General features: G+C 60.6%; 14 protein-coding genes. 6 read left to right on the top strand and 8 right to left on the bottom strand.

Translation table 11 applies throughout. From position 1 onward, the window contains the following. Window positions 1-51: 51 nt before the first annotated feature. Together HUK73_RS20045 and HUK73_RS20040 are read left to right on the top strand one after the other, a co-directional pair. Complete coding sequence (locus HUK73_RS20045; RefSeq protein WP_176593618.1) at window positions 52-1,788, top strand: amidohydrolase; 1,737 nt, start codon at window positions 52-54, stop codon at window positions 1,786-1,788. Window positions 1,789-1,965: 177 nt separating this feature from the next. Then, the gene (locus HUK73_RS20040) at window positions 1,966-3,132 is read left to right on the top strand and encodes an enoyl-CoA hydratase-related protein (protein ID WP_176593617.1); all 1,167 of its coding nucleotides are present in this window, start codon (window positions 1,966-1,968) and stop codon (window positions 3,130-3,132) included. Window positions 3,133-3,360: 228 nt separating this feature from the next. On the opposite strand, the gene HUK73_RS20035 is transcribed toward HUK73_RS20040, so the two are convergent. The 3 genes from HUK73_RS20035 to HUK73_RS20025 all read right to left on the bottom strand — a co-directional run bounded on the left by HUK73_RS20035 (window position 3,361) and on the right by HUK73_RS20025 (window position 7,128). Next, complete coding sequence (locus tag HUK73_RS20035; protein WP_176593616.1) at window positions 3,361-3,540, bottom strand: hypothetical protein; 180 nt, start codon at window positions 3,538-3,540, stop codon at window positions 3,361-3,363. Between the two features lie 490 nt (window positions 3,541-4,030). After that, window positions 4,031-5,401, bottom strand: a complete 1,371-nt coding sequence (locus HUK73_RS20030; RefSeq protein ID WP_176590134.1) for an IS1380 family transposase — start codon at window positions 5,399-5,401, stop codon at window positions 4,031-4,033. A gap of 98 nt (window positions 5,402-5,499) precedes the next feature. Beyond that, the gene (locus HUK73_RS20025; RefSeq protein ID WP_218036409.1) at window positions 5,500-7,128 is read right to left on the bottom strand and encodes a transposase; all 1,629 of its coding nucleotides are present in this window, start codon (window positions 7,126-7,128) and stop codon (window positions 5,500-5,502) included. A gap of 366 nt (window positions 7,129-7,494) precedes the next feature. On the opposite strand from HUK73_RS20025, the gene HUK73_RS20020 reads away from it, so the two are divergent. The 3 genes from HUK73_RS20020 to HUK73_RS20010 all read left to right on the top strand — a co-directional run bounded on the left by HUK73_RS20020 (window position 7,495) and on the right by HUK73_RS20010 (window position 15,433). Next, a complete protein-coding gene (locus HUK73_RS20020) occupies window positions 7,495-12,987 on the top strand; it encodes an S-layer family protein (protein ID WP_176593615.1) in 5,493 nt (1,830 codons plus the stop codon). Between the two features lie 57 nt (window positions 12,988-13,044). Next, entirely contained in the window at window positions 13,045-14,415 is a 1,371-nt protein-coding gene (locus tag HUK73_RS20015; protein WP_176590134.1) for an IS1380 family transposase, read from the top strand. Between the two features lie 238 nt (window positions 14,416-14,653). Further along, the gene (locus HUK73_RS20010; protein ID WP_176593614.1) at window positions 14,654-15,433 is read left to right on the top strand and encodes a hypothetical protein; all 780 of its coding nucleotides are present in this window, start codon (window positions 14,654-14,656) and stop codon (window positions 15,431-15,433) included. A 60-nt stretch (window positions 15,434-15,493) separates the two neighbouring features. Here HUK73_RS20010 and HUK73_RS27080 read toward each other — a convergent pair whose 3' ends face one another. Next, a complete protein-coding gene (locus tag HUK73_RS27080) occupies window positions 15,494-15,928 on the bottom strand; it encodes a calcium-binding protein (protein ID WP_304413758.1) in 435 nt (144 codons plus the stop codon). Between the two features lie 410 nt (window positions 15,929-16,338). After that, complete coding sequence (locus HUK73_RS20000; RefSeq protein WP_176593612.1) at window positions 16,339-16,542, bottom strand: hypothetical protein; 204 nt, start codon at window positions 16,540-16,542, stop codon at window positions 16,339-16,341. Between the two features lie 290 nt (window positions 16,543-16,832). Between HUK73_RS20000 and HUK73_RS19995 the strand changes: the two genes are divergently transcribed. Beyond that, window positions 16,833-17,246 (top strand): ATP-binding protein, encoded by a 414-nt coding sequence (locus HUK73_RS19995; RefSeq protein ID WP_176594722.1) that lies wholly within the window; start codon window positions 16,833-16,835, stop codon window positions 17,244-17,246. 383 nt (window positions 17,247-17,629) lie between these two features. Here HUK73_RS19995 and HUK73_RS19990 read toward each other — a convergent pair whose 3' ends face one another. The 3 genes from HUK73_RS19990 to HUK73_RS19980 all read right to left on the bottom strand — a co-directional run bounded on the left by HUK73_RS19990 (window position 17,630) and on the right by HUK73_RS19980 (window position 21,153). Then, window positions 17,630-18,001: a hypothetical protein gene (locus HUK73_RS19990; RefSeq protein WP_176593611.1), complete on the bottom strand. Its 372-nt coding sequence runs from the start codon at window positions 17,999-18,001 to the stop codon at window positions 17,630-17,632. Window positions 18,002-18,206: 205 nt separating this feature from the next. Then, the gene (locus tag HUK73_RS19985) at window positions 18,207-19,676 is read right to left on the bottom strand and encodes an acyl-CoA reductase (protein ID WP_176593610.1); all 1,470 of its coding nucleotides are present in this window, start codon (window positions 19,674-19,676) and stop codon (window positions 18,207-18,209) included. A 25-nt stretch (window positions 19,677-19,701) separates the two neighbouring features. Further along, window positions 19,702-21,153, bottom strand: a complete 1,452-nt coding sequence (locus HUK73_RS19980) for a hypothetical protein (protein WP_176593609.1) — start codon at window positions 21,151-21,153, stop codon at window positions 19,702-19,704. Between the last annotated feature and the right edge of the window lie 104 nt (window positions 21,154-21,257).

The raw sequence follows: 21,257 nt of genomic DNA, 5'->3' as shown, positions 1-21,257 counted from the left end.
GCAAACAAGAAGCGTAAAGTCACGGAATCGAGAATGCCAGGGAGGAATACGATGTTTGCAATCCCCTTGAAAGTTGGCAGGAAGCAAAGGGCTGCAATAGCCGGAAGCGCGGTGAGCGTGGCGCTGGCGACCCTGCTAGCCACGGTGCCGTTGCAGGCCCTTGCAGCGGGAAAAGCGGATATCCTGTTTGTGAACGGAAATATTGTCCCGATGACGGCGCCCGATGCGCGCGCGCAGGCGCTGGCCGTGAGGAATGGCAAGATCATCGCGGTGGGCAGCGAAGCTGAGATCCAGCGTATGCGCGGAAGTGCGACCAAGGTGGTCGACCTTCATGGCAAGACCCTGCTACCTGGTTTCATCGATGCGCATGGCCATATCACCGGCCTTGCGCAGCAGGCCGATCTTGCCGCGCTGCAGCCCCCCCCCGTAGGCACGGTCAAGGACATCGCGAGTCTTCAGGGCGCCCTGCGCCAATATGCGCAGACTCATCCGGACGGCTGGTTGATGGGCATGGGCTACGACGATGCCGAGCTTACAGAAAGGCGCCATCCGACGCGTCAGGAGCTGGATGCCGTTTCCGCCGACCGCCCCATCATACTCGGCCACGTCTCGGGGCACCTTGCGGCGATGAACACAAAGGCGCTGGAACTGACAGGGATGCTGCATCCCGAACGTGATCCGCCGGGCGGCGTTATCCGGCGCGAAGCCGACGGCAAGACGGCCTCGGGGGTGGTCGAGGAAAGCGCTATCTTTGTTGCTTATGCCGTTACCCCGCGCCCCACTCTGGAAAAACAAATAGAGCAGCTCAAAAAAGCGCAGGAAATCTATGCCAGTAACGGCTTGACCACGGCGCAGGATGGCGCCTCCCTGCCTGAGACATGGACCCTGCTCCAGGCGGCTGCGAAGCGAAATGCGCTCTTTCTCGATATTCATGCCCTGCCGCTGATGCAGGCCTGGCCGACGGGGCTGGACCAGGTTCCCTTTGCGCGGACATACACGCAGCATTTGCGCGCAGCGGGGGTAAAGATCCTGGCCGACGGCTCGCCGCAGGGGCGCACCGCGTGGCTGACCCATCCTTATCATATCGTGCCTCCGGGGCGCGAGAACGACTATAGCGGCTATCGGCAGATTCCGGACGACGTCCTGCAGGGGCTGTTGCGCAAGGCGGCAGATCACGATTGGCAGGTCTTCGTCCACGTCAACGGCGACGCGGCAATCCAGCAGTTGATCGACAGCGTCCGGGCAGTAGGGCAGGCTAGCGGCAAGCCGTTGCAACGCACGATCGCGATCCATTCCCAGACCGCGCGCGTCGACCAGTTGAAAGAGATGAAGGCGCTGGACATCGAGCCGTCCTTCTTCGCCGCGCACACTTTCTACTGGGGCGATTGGCACCGCGAGGTGACGTTGGGATTGCCGCGTGCCGAACATATCTCGCCCCAGCGCGATGCGTTCGATCTTGGGCTGCATCCGACCATTCATAACGATTCCCCGGTGGTTCCGCCCGACATGATTCGGCTTATCTGGTCGGCGGTGACACGCCGGACCCGGTCGAACGACATCCTCGGTCCGGAGGAGCGGGTCACCCCTTATGAGGCTCTGCTGGAAGTTACGCGCAACGCTGCCTACGAACTGCATGAAGAGGCCACGAAGGGCACCCTGGAAAAGGGGAAAATGGCAGATCTCGTTATTCTCGACCGCGACCCTCTCGCTATTCCGCCGGAACAACTGATGGACGTAAAAGTATCGGCTACCTTGAAAGAAGGACAGTACGTGTATTCTCGTCCCTGAGCATGACAACTTCAGGCGGGCGGCGATCGCGCATGCGTTTGTTTCTCAAGAAGACGTTCATTCTGTCGGACCTCACTGCGGCTCGGCGAGGTTCGAGATACTGTGGTCACGGTTGCAATATTCGCATTTCGTAAGGGAGTGAACCAAAGGCCAAGCCATCTCAGTTGATGGCAGCTCATGTTCAACGGCCTGTTCGAAGAATGGGCGTTTCAGAACTGGCCCACGGAACGTCTCAGCTACGAGCGAAGGGCGGGCTTCGCTCCCATAGGCGCCACCGGAGCGATGATTGTGGGTACGCTGATCGACGGAGATGGAGCGTCGTCTTGGTATGGCCACGCTCCGCGCGGCGGGCGGAATGGGCATCGCGATGGTGCTGGAACGGGTTGCTTGAAGGGCACACATATGAGCGAAGTAGTCAGCTATAACGTAGATTCGGACGGTCTTTGCGCATTAGTGCTGGATCTTCCTGATTCGAAAATGAACGTCCTTGGCGCGACCTTGTCCAACGCCCTGGAAAGCACTCTTCGTCGCGCAATGACGGATGAAGCGGTGAAGGGCGTTGTCATCACGTCCGGAAAGGACAGCTTCGTAGCAGGTGGCGATCTCAAGATGCTAAGTGGAGGCATCGATGTCGCGGCAATGCCGTCGGAGGACGCGATCCATATGTTCTCGTCTTTCTCGCGCCTGCTACGCTGGCTGGAGACCGCTGGAAAGCCCGTTGCATGCGCCATCAACGGCTTAGCGCTAGGCGGTGGACTGGAGATTGCTTTGGCCTGCCACTATCGTGTCGTGGCGGATGATCCGAAGATCGCGCTGGGCCTTCCCGAAGTTCAGGTCGGGCTGCTCCCGGGAGGCGGCGGTACGCAGCGCCTTCCTCGCCTTATTGGTCTTGCAGCTTCTCTTCCGCTTCTTATGCAGGGTCGTCAGATCTCGCCAGCTAAGGCTTTGGATTTGGGCGTCGTGCATGCGGTGGTCCCGCGCGAGGAACTGATGAAGGTCGCCAAGCGGTGGTTGCGCGAGTGTGGCGATCCCGTCCAACCGTGGGACCGCAAGGACTTTAAGGTACCTGGGGGTGACGATACCCTCACTCCCGAGTTCCGCACTATGTTCATTGGCACCAATGCGACTACGCGGGCAGCGGCATTTGGGAACATGCCCGCGCCGGAAAAAATCGCTTCGGCGCTCTATGAGGGGTTGCAACTTCCGATGGACAAGGCGCTTCAGGTCGAAGCAAAGTATTTCGTCCAGCTGATGATCGACCCCGTCGCACGAAGCCTGATCCGCACGATGTTCGTAAACAAGGGCAAAGCGGACGGTCTTTTCGCTCGCCCAAAGAATATCTAGAAGACACGCTTCACACGGATTGGCGTCATCGGCGCTCGCACCGTGGGAACCGGCATTGCGTTCGCAGCCGCGAAGGCAAAGATTAATCGACCGCGGTATCGAAGCAGCCGAACGCGGGAAGGGCTACGCTGCTAAGCGCCTTGCGCGAGATTTGGAGAAGGGGCGTATCACGCAGGAAAAGATAAATGCCATTCTCTCGAGGATCCATCCAACAGTGGAATAGCTGAACTATCGATGCCTTGCATCTTGTCGGGCCAGTTGCCGCCCGGTCACAGGCGCCTGGGCAATGAACAGAATGGTAAGGATGACACCCGCTGTTCCCGCGACAATATCGATGCCTGACCACGACACGAACAGGCCCGGCCCGAAGCCAAGTTCCATCATCATCATGGTCAAGGCTGTCAGCATCAGCCGGCCTCTGGAAGGTCCGTTGACGCGGAGCGGAGTCAGAAAGGAGCCTGTTCTGGAGCAGGTTGTGGGATAGGTAGATACCATGGCGCAAAAAAAGATTATATCTGTCGATGCACGAGGCAGATTCCTCGGGTATATTGCACCTGGTGAATTGAATAGATTTTCGCTTGGGCGCATATTCAGACTGCTACTTACAGGAGGCAACACCTTCATTAAATTATGAAATATTGGTTCATTGACTAAAAATCGGTTTACCTTCGAGTCGTGTTTAGCGTGTGATTGAGGCTTGGGTGGCTGCACTCAACCTCAAACATGCCTTAGCCCGCCTTATTCGTGACGCTCTCCCTTCTGCCGCTCACTGGCCTTTTGCACCATCGGGCTTATGATCAGGACAAGCGATCATGCTGCGTCTATTTCAGCGCGAGTGTCTGATAGGCTTTCGGATTGAGGGACGGGGCTTTGCGGTTCGGCGGCGCGGCCGCGCGGGCTATGTCTGGGTGGCCCTGAGCGCGGTGGCGATGGTCCGGAACACGGCGGCGTCGGGACAGGCCGAAGCGAAGGCGACCCGGACGCGGGAGGCGGTTTCGATGACGCGGGCGGCGATCTTGAGAAGCCGCAGGCGCAGGGTTGCGAACTCGGCGGTGGCGAGCGCGGTGGTCTTGGGGATGACCTGCTGGATGCGCCACATTAGCCAGTAGGCCGCGGTGTGCAGAATGAGCCGCATCTGATTTGCGTTGGCTGATCGGCACGAAGTGCGATCACTGCTGAGCTGTGTCTTGTGCTGTTTGATCAGGTTCTCGGCCTGGCCGCGGGCGCAATAGAGGCTGTCGTAGATGTGTTCAGCGGAGCCTTCTGCCAGGGAAGTGACGACATAGCGGATATCCATGCCCATGATGCTGGCTTCGATCCGGGTTACGACGCGGCGCTGGCATTTCCAGCTTTTCGCCCCATAGCGGATCTCGGCATAGCTGCGCAGGACAACCCGGTCTTGCTCGGCGCGCTTGACGGCGCAGGCATCAGCGGCAGCGACAATGTCTGTATTGGCGCGCAGCGCGGCATTGGTGGGAAGGCCGAAGACATAGTCGATGCCGTGCGCCTCGCAGAAGGCCATGACCTCTGGCCGGCCATAATGCCCATCGCCGCGGATGGTGATGTGCGTTTGCGGCCAATGCCGACGGATATGCCGGACAAGCCGTCGAATGTGCCCCGCAGCCTCCGCGCCTGACGGCGTCTTGCCGGTACGCAGCAGCATGGCGACCGGCCGTCCCGTCGCCGTGTCATAGATGTGGATCGGCAGGAAGCAGCGCTCGCCGTGATGGCCGTTCCAGAACGAAAGCTGTTGGTAGCCATGCACGACATCACACGTATCATCGATGTCCAGTATCACCGCCTTGGGCGGCTCGGGGTAGCTGGCGCAGTAGATGCCGACCATCGCGACCAGCATCCGCGCCAATTCGCGCGTGGTCGGCGCATTCTCCCAGCGGCTCATTGTCGGCTGGCTCGCCAGGCCTGCGCCTGAACCCAACAGTTTGCCCAGCGCCAGGCGAAAGCCTGGGTCGTCGCGCAGGGCGTCGAGATCATCGGCATCCTCGTAGCCGCAGGCAATAGCCAAAACCCGCGCTCGCAGAATGTCATCGAGCCTGTGGGTCACACGGGAAGGATCGCGCGGATCGGCAATGCAGGTGGCGAGCTGCCGGCAGATACCCATCTCGCGCTCGGCTTGCGCCAGTAGCAAAACCCCGCCGTCCGAGGTCAACCGGCCACCATCAAAGGCGGCCGTGACTTTCTTGCGCGCGACCGCTGGAAACGAAATCAGAGGCGCGCTATCGTCGCCCCCGGCGGGTGTGGCCTGTGGCATTTTTTGCCTCGTTGCAGGTTGGTCTAGACATCCAATTTCCTACAACAAGACAAAGTCTTACGCCACTCCCGCCGTAAGCGGGGCAAACTCCCGGGCGGTCAGGCGGGAGCGGCGCTGACGAGGTCCGGCAGCCATGGAACGGATGGCGCGCCGGGAACGGCGAAGCGATCACCGAGGAATTGGTAGAAGGAGACGCCAAGCTTGGCACAGGTTTTGATCAGGCCGAGCATGATGTCGCGAGCGATCCGTCCTTGTTCGCTAACGGTGCCACCGGAAATTTTGCGCTTGGTGACAAAGCTGCGGATATCGTTTTCCGAACCGTTGGTATGCAACGGGATTTCGGGACGTGTCAGAACGCGCAGGAGATCGTTTTTCTGGCGGTAGAGGCGTGCCAATTGCCGATCGAGCATCACAAAGCCGGTTTTGCGGGCAAAGATCCGGTCAAAACGAACCCTGAGGGCACGGCCCCGTTTGGGATCCGGATGCTTTTGCCAGGCTTTGAGATCGGCGTAGAACCACCAGATCAACGTGCGGATGAGTTCGAGCGCTTCACGATCTTTCTTCGAGCGGGGATGGAGTTTGTGGACCAGCCTTTCTGCATGTACCCAGCACAACGCATGGTTGCTGCCGACGCGGAACTGACCGGCGCCATCGGAGACGATAGCTGTGTCGCCGAGCAGACCTTGTTCGCAAAGGGCGCCCCATAGCGCGCCTTCGGTCGCGACCTTGGTGGGATCGGGCGTGACGCTCAACTTGTCAAAGCCCAGCGCGCAAAGATGCGCCTGCCACGCCTCGGGGCTCTCAAAATGCTTGGCTTCGTGGGCTTCCAGCACGGCAATCGGTTCGGACGCGAGGTTCATCTCGCGCATTTTGGCTAGCGCTTCGTCGTTGACGACAAAATGGCTGATGCCCGCCTGAAGAAGATTGAGAAAATTGCGCCGCGATTTGGAAAAGCTGCTGCGAAACACCGCGAAGCGCCGATCCCCAAGATGGGTGACATACCCATTCTTGCGAGCATGCGGAGCGGAAGTGTCGTCGACATTGATCCATTGCGCCGTGGAAATCCCCGTGGCTAAAATCGCCCGATCTTCGGCAACCAGATCGTCGAGCCCACGGCTGAGCAGTCGTACGACCTGGCGTTTGGAAATGGCCAAACCCATCCCGTTCAACATCGAGCACAGCCGTTCGCTGGTGATCTGACCTTGGAAATGACCCGCCGTGATAAAGCGCCGTAGCTCGGGGCCAAAGCCTCCCAAAATGCCCGCCGGCAACTCTGCTGCGATCCGCTTACCATCAGGACCCCGCCAAATCTCGCGACGATAGCGGATGACGTCAACTTCAAGCCGAAGATCCTGCACCAAGACGTCTTCGTAACCCTTGAAACGTGAGCCATCAGGAACTGCCGCTTTCAGCGTCACATCCCGGCTGACGGTGAGCTTCGATTGCACCGCCCCACGCCTCCGCTTGCTCCGCTTCTTCCCCGGTGTCGGTGACGTCGACTTCTCCATCCCCGATGGCTTCGACTTGAAGCGGGGACGCGGCGGATCGCCCTTCAATCGCGCAATCTCGTCCCGTAATGCCTGGATCTCCAGCTTGTCAGCCGCCCTCTCGATCAGCAGATCCTGGTTCGTCGCTTCCAGACGGTCGCAACGCTCAACCAGCGCAGCAACAACCCGACGAATATCCTCCTCGCCTCTTGTACCGCCAATGTCGTTGCCCGAAGTCATCGGCAGTGTGAATCACGCCAAACCAACCTTGTCCAGTCCCCCTGCCCGGAAATTTGCCCCGCTTACACTCCCGCCACCCCTTCACGTCCAGCCTCATGAATACGACGGGTTAGATTGTTGACTGGCTTAATCGCTGAACTCAATTTGAGGCGAGGGAACGTGCCATGCGCGGATGGTTTGCCCGGCCTAATTGATGCTGGCGGCTCGACCAAACATCTGAACCGCACCATTCAATGGCACCATCTACTGCGCATGCTGCTTTGCCCGACGGGCTGAAGCCGATGCCCATTTGCTTGGGCAAGCACCACATTTCTGCTCGCCTGCAAGAGTTCTCGACATGTCGGCTTAGACCCGAGGGGACCTCAAATGGCATCGATCACAATCACCGGAACCGCGATTCTAGATGAATCACTCGGCCTTCAGACGCCGGCTACGTCCGACACTGGCAATGACATCGCTTTTAGCGATCTCCAGGCGGCGGCCACGACCGATGCCGACGTTCTGGCATTCTACAATCGCCTGTTCGGCACGGGAGCCGGCCAACTTGCGCTGAGCGCTTCGTTCGCGACTGCAAACGGCATTGCCAAAACGGCTGACAACTTCATCAGCGTCGACGCCGCTGGCGGCACGGTGAACAGCCTCGGCTTCGACGATGGCAGCGGCGGCGCGCTTCCGGTTTGGACCGGTGTGGCCAATTTCAGCGCCGGCGTTCTCACCACATTCGATTCCGTCGACGGCGGCGACATTCGTCTGTTCGCCGACCCGGTACTGGGTAGCAGGGCCGCGCTGGGCTATGACAGCAGCGGCCACCTCGTCTTCGCCCTGCTGCTGGACCCGAACGCCGGGCTGACGCAGGCGAAGGTCTGGATGGTCCAGTTCGAAGCCATCAAGAATCCCGATTTTCCAAGCAATTATGATGACCCGGTCAATCTCTTCGACACGCTGGGCGTCTCGGCCGGTACGACGACCCATTTCGATTTCAGCACCCTGCCGTCAGGCAACAATCTGTTCGGCATGGTCGGGACCACCACCAATGCAATTGTTGTGATCGGCGCAAATCCCGACCCGGTCGGAACCGGATTCAGCAACACCAGCGACACCATCAACACTTCGAAGGGTGGGGGCAGCGTCACGATCGGCGTCAATGACCAGAATTTCAACCCGGGCGAGGCTGCCTACTTCACCTATGTTTCGGGCGCGAACGCCAACTTTGTCGGCGCAGCCCTGGATGCCAATGAAGCGGATAATGTTGCCAATATCGATTTCACGAGCAGGATCGAGGTTGGCGCCGCATCGACCAAGATCGTTCAAGTGTCCGGCAACAACCTGGCCGTGCTGACGATCAAGGCTTTCAATGGCGACAATAGCCTTGATGGAGCCGCGTTCGACCCAACCCCGCCAAGTGGCGCGAGCGCGCTTGGTAACGGCACGGCCGTGCCCATATTGCGGATCGAGGTTCGCGATGCCAACGGGGCATTGGTGCAGTTGATCACCAACCCTGTTGCCGACAGTAATGGCGTTTATACTGTCTCGAACCTCAACGATAATTACACCATCAAATGGTACACCCAATATAACGGCCAGGGCGCAGTTCACGACCAAGTGCTGCTGGGTTCCGGAGCGGGTGAAAAGTTCGACATTGGCGGTTTTGATATCGACCAGCCGAACAGTGCCCGTGCGGATATCGGCGCCCAGCTTATCTTCCAGGACGACGGGCCGACAGTGGCGGCGGTGCCAAGCACTAATTTCGTCCAGCATGACGAGACGCCGGGGGTACAGAATGGCGGTGCCGATCCGGCCGACAAGGATGTGGCTGGCAGCGCCTTCATCGCCGGCAGCAGCGGCCCGACCGTGGACAGCCTGTTCTCGGGCGTGGTCAGTACCGGCGACCTGGACGTCACGCCCAAGGACACCGGTAATGCGATCGGCTTTGCGCGCAGCGGCGGCTCGCTGCTGACCACCCCGACCGGCAGCTTTGGATCGGATGGCGCAGGGACGGTTCCGCTCAGCTATGCGCTCAGCGTCAGCGACGGTACCTATTCAGGCGTCTCGACGACAGGCGGTACCCAGATCTTCCTCTACAACGGCTCCGGGGCGACCGCTGGTCTGATCCTCGGCAGGGTCGGCAATGAGCTTGCCGGCGGTGATACGGCGAACGCCAATGGCGACATCGCCTTCGCCCTGGCGGTCGACAGCAGCACTGGCGAGGCGTTCATCGCCCAATATCTGTCGCTCAATCATCCGACCGGCGGCGCCTCCTATGACGAAACGATCACCCTGCTTGCGGCAGCGGTGCAGATGAGCGTCACCCGTACCGATGGCGACGGCGACACGGCTGTCGATTCCAACAATAATGTCGGCGACCTGTTCAAGTTCGATGACGACGGGCCGACCGTGGCGGCGACGCCAAGCACCAATTTCGTCCAGCATGACGAAACGGCAGGCGTGCAGAATGGCGGTGCCGATGCGGATGACAAGGATGTCGCGGGCAGCGCCTTCATCGCCGGCAGCAGTGGTCCGACCGTGGACAGCCTGTTCTCGGGCGTGGTCAGCACCGGCGATCCGGACGTCACGCCCAAGGACACCGGCAATGCGATCGGCTTTGCGCGCAGCGGCGGCTCGCTGCTGACCACCCCGACCGGCAGCTTCGGATCGGATGGCGCAGGGACGGTTCCGCTCAGCTATGCGCTCAGCGTCAGCGACGGTACCTATTCAGGCGTCTCGACGACAGGCGGTACCCAGATCTTCCTCTACAACGGCTCCGGGGCGACCGCTGGTCTGATCCTCGGCAGGGTCGGCAATGAGCTGGCCGGTGGCGACACCGCCAACGCCAACGGCGCTATCGCCTTCGCCCTGGCGGTCGGTAGTACCACTGGCGAGGCGTTCATCGCCCAATATCTGTCGCTCAGTCACGGGAACATCGGCTCGAACGACGAGACGATCACCTTGCTCGCAGCGGCGGTACAGATGAGCGTCACCCGTACCGACGGCGACGGCGACACGGCTGTCGATTCCGACAATAATGTCGGCGACCTGTTCAAGTTCGATGACGACGGGCCGACGGTGGCGGCGGTGCCGAGCACCAATTTCGTCCAGCATGACGAGACGCCGGGGGTACAGAATGGCGGCGCCGATCCGGCCGACAAGGATGTGGCCGGCAGCGCCTTCATCACCGGCAGCAGCGGCCCGACCGTGGGCAGCCTGTTCTCCGGCGTGGTCAGCACCGGCGACCCGGACGTCACGCCCAAGGACACCGGCAATGCGATCGGCTTTGCGCGCAGCGGCGGCTCGCTGCTGACCACCCCGACCGGCAGCTTTGGATCGGATGGCGCAGGGACGGTTCCGCTCAGCTATGCGCTCAGCGTCAGCGACGGTACCTATTCGGGTGTCTCGACGACAGGCGGCACCCAGATCTTCCTCTACAACGGCTCCGGGGCGACCGCTGGTCTGATCCTCGGCAGGGTCGGCAATGAGCTGGCCGGCAGCGATACGGCGAACGCCAATGGCGACATCGCCTTTGCCCTGGCGGTGGGCTCCACCACCGGCGAGGCGTTCATCGCCCAATATCTGTCGCTCAATCATCCGACCGGCGGCGCCTCCTATGACGAAACGATCACCCTGCTCGCGGCAGCGGTGCAGATGAGCGTCACCCGTACCGATGGCGACGGCGACACGGCTGTCGATTCCGACAATAATGTCGGCGACCTGTTCAAGTTCGATGACGACGGGCCGACCGTGGCGGCGACGCCAAGCACCAATTTCGTCCAGCATGACGAGACGCCGGGGGTACAGAATGGCGGTGCCGATCCGGCCGACAAGGATGTGGCTGGCAGCGCCTTCATCGCCGGCAGCAGCGGCCCGACCGTGGACAGCCTGTTCTCGGGCGTGGTCAGTACCGGCGACCTGGACGTCACGCCCAAGGACACCGGTAATGCGATCGGCTTTGCGCGCAGCGGCGGCTCGCTGCTGACCACCCCGACCGGCAGCTTTGGATCGGATGGCGCAGGGACGGTTCCGCTCAGCTATGCGCTCAGCGTCAGCGACGGTACCTATTCAGGCGTCTCGACGACAGGCGGTACCCAGATCTTCCTCTACAACGGCTCCGGGGCGACCGCTGGTCTGATCCTCGGCAGGGTCGGCAATGAGCTTGCCGGCGGTGATACGGCGAACGCCAATGGCGACATCGCCTTCGCCCTGGCGGTCGACAGCAGCACTGGCGAGGCGTTCATCGCCCAATATCTGTCGCTCAATCATCCGACCGGCGGCGCCTCCTATGACGAAACAATCACCCTGCTTGCGGCAGCGGTGCAGATGAGTGTCACCCGTACCGACGGTGACGGCGACAGCATCGCCGACTCCGACAATAATGTCGGCGACCTGTTCAGGTTTGACGACGACGGGCCGAACGCCAATGGCACAGCAGTGACTGCGAATGTTGACGAGGACGGTGCAATCGTCGTGACGGGCAATCCGGGCGGTCCGGGTGATGATCCTACGTCAGCGAGAAGCGCAACCGGCAGTATCGCCGGGATCTTCGCCGGTGGCAGTGACGGCGTGAAGAGCTATCAGCTTTCCACAGACACAAGCGGCCTCCCGGCGGTCCTGACATCCAAGGGCGGCACTATCGTCTACAATGTCAATACGGTCACCCAGACGCTGACCGGCTATGTCGAGGTCAGCGGCGCGGGTTTCGATCCCCTTGTCGATCGCACAGTCTTCACCCTGGCACTGAGCGGGACCAACAACAGCGATTATACCTTCACCCTCGTAGACCAGCTTGACCACGCGGCGCCGCCCGCCGGAACTGCGTTCGAGAATGAGATCACCCTCAATCTCGGCTCGGTCCTTCAGGTGGTCGATGGCGACAATGACACCGCGACGGCTGCGGCAGAGAAGCTGGTGATCACCGTCGATGACGATTCCCCGATTATCGCGGCCCAGATCATCAGTGGCGTGGTCGATTTCACCAACGGCAGTTCGGTGAGCAGTTCGCTCAACGGCTCGGTGGGCTTCGACGAGAACAACGCAACCAACCAGTCCGCGGCGGGTACCAAGACATACACTTTCACTTCCTACACGGGAGACGCCGATTCGCCATTCTCCGCGGCAATGACGACCCTGTTCCCTGGCATTCACGCCGTGCTCTCGGCTGACGGCACGACGGTCAATTATTATTCGACGGCGGGTACCGCGAATCCCCTTTACCAGATCGTCCTTGGTGATCAGGGCGGTGCCGGTAGCTATACCTTTACCGCGCAGCAGACTGCTCCCAATCTCAGCTTCGACTTTGACTTTGGCAACATGCCCGCGAATCAAAATCTGTTCGGGCTGATCGCCGCCAATGAAGGGAATATAGATACCAAGGGCACGGTGACCAAAGCAGATGACACCCTGCCAGACGGCGGTGTGCTGATCATCGCCCAGGGCGTCAACCTGAAGGCGGACAATAGCTACAGCAACACCAGTCAGACCATCAACACATCCAGCGCCTCGCAGATCAGCGGTGCGACGATCGGTGTGTCCAATCAGGCGTTCGAGGGCGGCACCTTCAATCCCGCGGGCGCCGACACGCGGGGCGATGCCGCTTTCTTCGTCTATGTCGATAATCCTTATGTCAGCTCGACGTCGGGCCTGCCCAATGGGTCCGGAGGGCTGACATCGACGACGGCTGATGATGCGGACAGCATCAAATTCACGGGTCTGCTCGAAGTCAGGACGGCGTCCGTGACGGCGGTGCAAGCACAACTTCAGGGCAATCCCTTCGTCGGCATGAAGATCGAGGCCTTCCATCACACCAACGAGAACCTAGCCCGTCGTATTCATGAGGCTGGACGTGAAGGGGTGGCGGGAGTGGCGTAAGACTTTGTCTTGTTGTAGGAAATTGGATGTCTAGACCAACCTGCAACGAGGCAAAAAATGCCACAGGCCACACCCGCCGGGGGCGACGATAGCGCGCCTCTGATTTCGTTTCCAGCGGTCGCGCGCAAGAAAGTCACGGCCGCCTTTGATGGTGGCCGGTTGACCTCGGACGGCGGGGTTTTGCTACTGGCGCAAGCCGAGCGCGAGATGGGTATCTGCCGGCAGCTCGCCACCTGCATTGCCGATCCGCGCGATCCTTCCCGTGTGACCCACAGGCTCGATGACATTCTGCGAGCGCGGGTTTTGGCTATTGCCTGCGGCTACGAGGATGCCGATGATCTCGACGCCCTGCGCGACGACCCAGGCTTTCGCCTGGCGCTGGGCAAACTGTTGGGTTCAGGCGCAGGCCTGGCGAGCCAGCCGACAATGAGCCGCTGGGAGAATGCGCCGACCACGCGCGAATTGGCGCGGATGCTGGTCGCGATGGTCGGCATCTACTGCGCCAGCTACCCCGAGCCGCCCAAGGCGGTGATACTGGACATCGATGATACGTGTGATGTCGTGCATGGCTACCAACAGCTTTCGTTCTGGAACGGCCATCACGGCGAGCGCTGCTTCCTGCCGATCCACATCTATGACACGGCGACGGGACGGCCGGTCGCCATGCTGCTGCGTACCGGCAAGACGCCGTCAGGCGCGGAGGCTGCGGGGCACATTCGACGGCTTGTCCGGCATATCCGTCGGCATTGGCCGCAAACGCACATCACCATCCGCGGCGATGGGCATTATGGCCGGCCAGAGGTCATGGCCTTCTGCGAGGCGCACGGCATCGACTATGTCTTCGGCCTTCCCACCAATGCCGCGCTGCGCGCCAATACAGACATTGTCGCTGCCGCTGATGCCTGCGCCGTCAAGCGCGCCGAGCAAGACCGGGTTGTCCTGCGCAGCTATGCCGAGATCCGCTATGGGGCGAAAAGCTGGAAATGCCAGCGCCGCGTCGTAACCCGGATCGAAGCCAGCATCATGGGCATGGATATCCGCTATGTCGTCACTTCCCTGGCAGAAGGCTCCGCTGAACACATCTACGACAGCCTCTATTGCGCCCGCGGCCAGGCCGAGAACCTGATCAAACAGCACAAGACACAGCTCAGCAGTGATCGCACTTCGTGCCGATCAGCCAACGCAAATCAGATGCGGCTCATTCTGCACACCGCGGCCTACTGGCTAATGTGGCGCATCCAGCAGGTCATCCCCAAGACCACCGCGCTCGCCACCGCCGAGTTCGCAACCCTGCGCCTGCGGCTTCTCAAGATCGCCGCCCGCGTCATCGAAACCGCCTCCCGCGTCCGGGTCGCCTTCGCTTCGGCCTGTCCCGACGCCGCCGTGTTCCGGACCATCGCCACCGCGCTCAGGGCCACCCAGACATAGCCCGCGCGGCCGCGCCGCCGAACCGCAAAGCCCCGTCCCTCAATCCGAAAGCCTATCAGACACTCGCGCTGAAATAGACGCAGCATGATCGCTTGTCCTGATCATAAGCCCGATGGTGCAAAAGGCCAGTGAGCGGCAGAAGGGAGAGCGTCACGAATAAGGCGGGCTAGCGCTTGACGATAGCCCTACGTCAGAAAATCGGGATTTCGCGCTCAATCCGATCGCCGGGGCGACCAGCGTGCCGATTACGTCGGTACGCGTGTATCAGGTTGACGCGAAAACGGTCGATCCGAACACGCAGTCCGGGTTCAAGGAGACTTTGGTCGAACAATGGGATTATGTGAGCGATGGCGACCCATTGCACCATAGTGTCGACAGCGCGACGACCGGCGTCGTTGCTTCAGCGTTCAATGGCTTGGTGAGCGGCCAGGGCCTGAGTTTCGTGGACCTCACGGGCATGCAGTCCAATATGCGGATCGAGTTCGACACCAAGACGGTCCACGACACGGCGCTGATTACCAATATCCAGGGTGCGTTCGACCTGGGCGCCTATTCGATTTCGCAATCGACGGTCATTCCCGATCAGCAGTTCGATTTTTCTGCCCAAGTCACTGACTATGACCGGGATATTTTCCCCGGCGCTGTCTCGACGACGGTGGATGATTTTTCGGTTGTCGTGAATGGTTCCGGGTTGTTCGACCTGACGGGTATTAGTTCCTTGGACACAGACTCCTTGCCAACGCAACCGACGAGAATAGTGTCCGGATTTACCTCCGGCACGGACAAGCTTGATTTCGCCAGCATCAGCGGTTCGTTCGCGGCTGAGACGGTCACGCACGCCACCAATCTCGCTGCGTTCATCGCCGCGGCGGACACCAAACTCAATGGCAGCGTCGACTTCTATTTCGATTCCTTTGGCGGCAACGGCTATCTCGCCTACGACAATAATGGGGTGGGCATCACCGCGCTCATCCAACTGGTTGGCGTGACGAACATGGTCGGAGCCGACCTTATATGAAGCAGAGATAATAAGGGGTGGCTTGGGCCGCCCCTTATGTCTTTTGGCGATCCTACTGGATCAGCCACCGATCAGTGACGATCCGGAAATATCCGATGGCATCACGCCAAGCAGCGTCACGCTATCGGTGCTGCCGCTGGTCGCGATCGAGATCATCGTGCTGTCGATATGGCCATCGCTATTCGTGTCCAGAGCCGAAACCGTGAATTGCGCGGTGTGGCCGGCATTCCACCACGTCTCTCCATCATAGAGATTGCCCGTCACCATCGACTGGGAATAGCTGCCGAAATCGAACAGCAGGTGATCCCCCTGGGCTTGGTTGAAGTCAGTGACGACGTCATGCCCACTGCCGATATGAAAAACGAAGGTATCTGCTCCGCCGCCACCGGTCAGCGTGTCGTTACCGGCCCCGGCGTCGATATAATCGCTGCCCGAACTGCCCTTGATTATATCATTGCCTGCGGTGGTGGAATTCGCCTTGATCGGTTTGCCCATAGCTCTCGTCCTTGTTTCCGACATTCGGCAGCGCGTGACAAACGAACCAAACCGGTCCGCATGTCGTGCGAACGCAGATTAAATGAACGCAGCTTATTACCCCGCCGCCGCCTTCTTACACATGAAAAAACATGGTGAAAAAGTGGTTATGGACACAATCTGCCGCAGCAAAGTAACGCCCCGCCGGATATTTTCTTAAATGACCGAATTTAATCGCAAATAAAAATCATGCGTCCTTTCTAATTTTGTCAAATGAATTATCAAGTCATTGGATAAGATGGACATTTTTTTGAACAATATTATTAAATACAGGTAACTACTTGTCAAAAAAAGCGTTTTTTTGTTGAAGATCACCGAGGTCGCGCCGTCAGTCGCGGTTGGATGCGCGGGAATGATTGGTTTCAGGCTTGCTACATCGTCGCTGAATTGTCGGCTGGCACGTCGGAGAAAATGGGAGTGCCAACGCTAACGGCAGATATGACCCTGGTTGCGCTCCAGAGCGGGCGAAGCGATAAGTCCCAGCTGATCTGCCCCTTTTCCGAGCACCACCGGTCGAACAGGCGGGACTTGGCCATGGTCAGCAGCAACCAGAGCGGCGTGTTTTCGATGGTCATGCCACGGAAGACCGTTCCGTCCAGATGCGGCGGTCCGCTGATCGACGTCGGTCCCTGAATGTTGAAGAGGAAGGTTTCCGGCTCCGCATATTGGCAATCCCAATAGTTGGGGATCAGTTCGAGGAAGCGGCTGTTATAATAGCAATCCTCGATCTCCGGATAGAATCAGGTGCCGCCACGCGCGAGATAGCCGCGGAACACCGGGTTGAGTCCGATCATGTCCCCGGCCAATGTCACCCCTTAGGGTATGGAGCCGGAGGTCGTGGCGATGACCTCTTCGGCGTCCTGAAATTCTCGGCCATGATCAGCGGCCAGGGGCCATTGTCTCGGACGACCTGAAGCAGGCGGCCTGCCAGAAAGGTTTCACTGTCGCGTTCACGACCGCCGCAGCACTGGTGAACCAGTTGACGGAAGCCAGGGACGAAAAGCGGCTGCTCAAGACGCAGCGCGACCTGGCGGCTGTGAAGCTGCTCATCGTCGACGAACTGAACGGGGGCGGAGCTATCGTTCGAGACCTTCTCGCAGAGCTACGAGCGATCGTCACGTCCAACCTCCCGTTCGAGGACTGGACACAGGTTCTGGGGTCTGAACGGTTCACCGGCGCGCCGCTCGATCGGCTCACCCATCATGTCAGCATCCTCACCATGAATGGTGATAGCTTCCGCCTTAAGAAGTCCGCCCGCCGCGCGGCTGGGACAGAGTAAAAATAGGCCACCCACGCCGCCTCCGGCTCCCCCGGGAAACGCCAAATATGCAAAGGCCCCCAATCGGGGCCCTTTGCATATCAGCGCGCACTCTCAATGGCCTGTTTTTACTCTGCCACGCTGGCCTAAAATCCGACCGCCGTTGACAGCTAGATCGGCTTTTGATCCGGCATGCCTTCTGTCGGAGCGTCAGCGCTGGCCGCTCATATACGGGTGAAGCTGGCCATAGAGCGCACACCTCGCCAGAGCGTGGGAGTTCGTCAGGATCCGGTGGCATATGCCTCCCGACAATCACCTGCCGGTCACACCATTCGCCTGGGACCAAGGGAAGGCGCTCACCCGTGCCGGGATTGCCAACCCAGAGTATTTCCGGCGGCAGGAGCCTACAGAATTCGCGATGCAGCCATGCCGCATATTCCCCCGTCCGGCCAGAGGTCCAGATCGCGCCCCTCGTCGATCAGGCGCTGGACATGAATATGGGCCAACGCCTCTTGCTGGAGTTCTCGCTTTCGCGGCTCGACGGAGAAATCATTGGCAAGGGCGCGGTCGATGCCGCGCGGATGGGTGTCGTGCCCTTCGACGAGGTTAGAATAATAGCAGTTCATGGAGCGGACGTGCGTCCCCACCGCTTCCTGTAAGATGGGGTGAATGCGACCGACCAGTCTGTTAGCTTCGGCGATCAGCGTCACTGCGCCATCCTCAAGGCCGCGAGCGGCCTCTTCCGGCACCATGGGCTCCATCGTGAATACATTCATGCCGGTTACTGTGCCGGTTTAAAAGCTAGAATTATCGAGCTTTGTGGTTCCTTGCGGGATTTTCTGTGCCGGTTTGATCGCGGGGAATGGCCTGCGAGTTGCAATGCCTTCGTGGAGACCGGCCCGGCGGGAATCGACCCGAAGGCCGACCGGCAGCTTTTTCAATGTCCGCCCAGCTTGTGGATCAGCATGCAAAAAGGGCTGATCAGCGCTCATGCGCGGGTGCGACAACAGGCCGGACATGCGACAGCAACGGCACGATGTTTGGATCGCTCGTCTCGTCGCTGATCCATTTGCACATGCGGCGCAGAGGTTCCATGCCGTCATGCGGCCCGGCCATCGCCGCCTTGCACGCATAGCCGAGCGAGACGATCCGCTGCGCACCATTGAACACCAGCCGGTCGCGGAGGCTGGCCTTGAGCCGGTCGGGATAAACGCCGATCGTCTGCGTATAGGCGGTGACGGAGCGGATCGGCACGTCGAGATCATCGACCGGGACCAGATTGACCACGCGATTGTTGAGCAGCGGGGCGAAATCGACCGGCTCGTCCATCTGGGAGATGATCACGGCCCCTTCTTCCCCGCCGCCGATGATGCGGTGGTCGTTGCTCACCATTTTGAGGCTCTGCATTTCCTCCAGCAGCTCCGCATCGATCGCGCCCGGACCGCTGCACGTCCTCGGCAGATTCTGGATCGCATCGAACAGCAGCTCTCCGAAGCGGTTGGCTTTTGCCAGGCCGTCGTCGCTCGTACCGCTTTCCAGATAGATGACCCGCGCGCTGGCGCAGGCCTGCTGGTTGAAATAGGCGACGTCCAGCGCGGCCCGTTCCGCGACTTTGGCCATGGTCGCCTCATCCTCGAACGCCGCCGCGCCGATGATCGATGAGGACAGCTTGGGGTCCATCGTGATCAGGTCGATCCCCGGCTGGATATAGCGGGAAATATGGGTGATCGAGGCTTGGCCGCCCCAAGCGATGATCTTCTCGATCCGGGTGGGATTGTAGAGATGGGATTCGATGCTTTCATCGCCGCCCTTCCAATAGGCGATCGTCAGATGTCTGGTCACCGGATGGTCCGGCGCCATGCGGATCATCGTCCGGCCGATTGCCGCAGCGGTGATCGGGTCATTGGACGGCGTCTTGAAAATCGCGTCGCTGCGGGTGATGGCGTTGCGGATCACACCCAGCGCGGAGGGCATGGGCACATTGCCGGCCAGTACATGGGCAGTGCGCGCGCCGAAAGCACGGATGTTGCAGACGCAGCCGCTCGCCATCTTCCGTTCGACCCAACCGTCCAGATAGCGGAGGCCGATGGCATTTTCCGCCAGCTCGCGCACGAAGGGCTTGGCAAACAGGCTGCCCAGCGTGCTGTAGAGATGATGGACGATGCCCGCCGAAAGCCCGGACGATTGCGCCGAAAGCTCGAAGGCTTCCTGAAGATAGGGGTTCCTGTCCAGCACCAGTTCCTCGCCCAGCGCGGCGAGATAGTCGAATATCTCCTCGGATTTCAGCGCATGGATGTCCGCCAGCGCGGCGGGATCATCGAGCGTCAGCGCGTCCAGATGTTGCCGGACGTCGGGCGTGGTGAAGGCGAGGCCGTTGCGCCGCCCGCCAAATTCCAGATCGGCATCCTCAATGATGCGGCCGCGGATGATCAGCGGAACATGAGTGATCATGGGATATTGGTCCTTTGGTCAATGGTCAGCCCGCAATGGTGGCCATGAAGTCGAGCGCCTTGTCGGCGATGCCGGGCGCCCCCGCGCAGGTGATCTTGTCGTCGCCGCCGCGCAATTCGCTGTAGCGGCGGATCTCACCCTGGATGAACGCGCCCTTGCGGCCGCAATCGCAGGGGCTGAGGCCGCCATGGTTCAGTGTGACCTCGTCACCGGTCAGGAAGCCGCCCCAGCGCGTCTGGGTGCCCAGATCGATGATCCCCAGACGTCCCGTATGCGTGCCCGCGCGCGGCAGTGGCTGACCGCTATCCGGATCGAGCAGATAGGGGATCAGGTTCGGCACGATATGATAATGGCCCGCTGGGCACATGCGCGTGATCGCGGAAACCCCCTCCGTCATGCCATAGCCCGGCCGGGGGAAGGGCACGCCGGTAAAGCGCGTCACCTGTTCCCGATAATCCGCTGGCAGCGACTGGCCCTTTGTGCCCCCGGCGATGAAGAACAGGCTGTCACGGGCGAACAGCCCCTCCAGCTTGCGCTCCAACCCCTTGACGGCTGTATCGACCACCGGCGGCAAGACCCCGTTCAGCACGACGCGCTGGCCGCGAAACTCATCGGCGCAGCGCTCGAAGAAGCGATCGAGATGCCGGGGTGCTTCCGCCTGTTCACGCAGGAATTGCTCGCGCCGGTCGATCAGGCCCGGTGCGAGCTGTTTCTGCCCCAGCGTGCCCTTGGCCCGCGCGCCCTCCAGCCGGCCGGCGAGCGAGGCGACGTCGGCGCTGATCCGGCCGGGATTGAGGCAGAGGACCCGGCTTGCGTCCCCGCCGTAAAAATGCTCGATGATCGCATCGACAGAGCGGGGGAAGCTTTGCGAGCCATGGCGATAGCCGAAGGCGATGAGGGGCAGCGTGCCCAGACCTTCGACCCCGGCATCGGGTTCATCGCCAAAGCCCTCGAACGACCGCCTTATGCCGATGACGGAGGATCGGGTTTCGACCGTTGCCATGGGCACGAAGGACAGCTTGCCGGTCGTGCCGGATGAATGGCGCATGCGGATGTCGGTCTGGGCATCGAGCAGGTCGATCCAGTCGTCGATCGATCGGCAGGCGCTGCTGTCGACATGGTCAAGGTCGATGGCGGTCAGCGTTCCGACCCAGCGGGTCATCTGATCATAGCGGTTCTTCTCGATCGCGGAGGCTGGATAGCTTTTATACATGGTGTGCGGGAACAACAGCAGCGCGCCATCTTCCAGACTGGTGATTTCGCTCAGTCCCTGTTCCTCGGCAAAGCGTTGCAGCACCTGAACATGCGGCAGCAGGTCGTTGAAGCGCTTCTTCAGTCCCGCCAGCTGGATCGCCTCCAGTTCGTCGCGGTCGAAGGAAAATTTCTCCGTGATCGTGAGTTCGATCAACCTGTGGGGTTCGGCCTTGAGCCTGTCATGATCGACGCTGGCCGATCCCTGAACCGCTGCTGTCGCCATCCTCTCGCCTCCTGATGTTGTGGGGCGCACAGTAAGGGCGGCGGAAGGGTGTGAGCCAGTGATGGTTTGTCATTCCGATCATGCAGCGGATTCATAGTAATTCA

This window comes from Sphingobium sp. EM0848, from assembly GCF_013375555.1.
Lineage (GTDB): Bacteria > Pseudomonadota > Alphaproteobacteria > Sphingomonadales > Sphingomonadaceae > Sphingobium.
This window is presented reverse-complemented; position numbering and strand designations above follow the sequence as displayed.

Excerpts from the sequence above, each read along its gene's own strand:
- HUK73_RS20045 (WP_176593618.1), top strand. The coding sequence starts at position 52 with ATGTTTGCAATCCCCTTGAAAGTTGGCAGGAAGCAAAGGGCTGCAATA.
- HUK73_RS20040 (WP_176593617.1), top strand. The coding sequence starts at position 1,966 with ATGTTCAACGGCCTGTTCGAAGAATGGGCGTTTCAGAACTGGCCCACG.
- HUK73_RS20035 (WP_176593616.1), bottom strand. The coding sequence starts at position 3,540 with ATGCTGACAGCCTTGACCATGATGATGATGGAACTTGGCTTCGGGCCG.
- HUK73_RS20030 (WP_176590134.1), bottom strand. The coding sequence starts at position 5,401 with ATGCCACAGGCCACACCCGCCGGGGGCGACGATAGCGCGCCTCTGATT.
- HUK73_RS20025 (WP_218036409.1), bottom strand. The coding sequence starts at position 7,128 with ATGACTTCGGGCAACGACATTGGCGGTACAAGAGGCGAGGAGGATATT.
- HUK73_RS20020 (WP_176593615.1), top strand. The coding sequence starts at position 7,495 with ATGGCATCGATCACAATCACCGGAACCGCGATTCTAGATGAATCACTC.
- HUK73_RS20015 (WP_176590134.1), top strand. The coding sequence starts at position 13,045 with ATGCCACAGGCCACACCCGCCGGGGGCGACGATAGCGCGCCTCTGATT.
- HUK73_RS27080 (WP_304413758.1), bottom strand. The coding sequence starts at position 15,928 with ATGGGCAAACCGATCAAGGCGAATTCCACCACCGCAGGCAATGATATA.
- HUK73_RS20000 (WP_176593612.1), bottom strand. The coding sequence starts at position 16,542 with ATGACCATCGAAAACACGCCGCTCTGGTTGCTGCTGACCATGGCCAAG.
- HUK73_RS19990 (WP_176593611.1), bottom strand. The coding sequence starts at position 18,001 with ATGAATGTATTCACGATGGAGCCCATGGTGCCGGAAGAGGCCGCTCGC.
- HUK73_RS19985 (WP_176593610.1), bottom strand. The coding sequence starts at position 19,676 with ATGATCACTCATGTTCCGCTGATCATCCGCGGCCGCATCATTGAGGAT.
- HUK73_RS19980 (WP_176593609.1), bottom strand. The coding sequence starts at position 21,153 with ATGGCGACAGCAGCGGTTCAGGGATCGGCCAGCGTCGATCATGACAGG.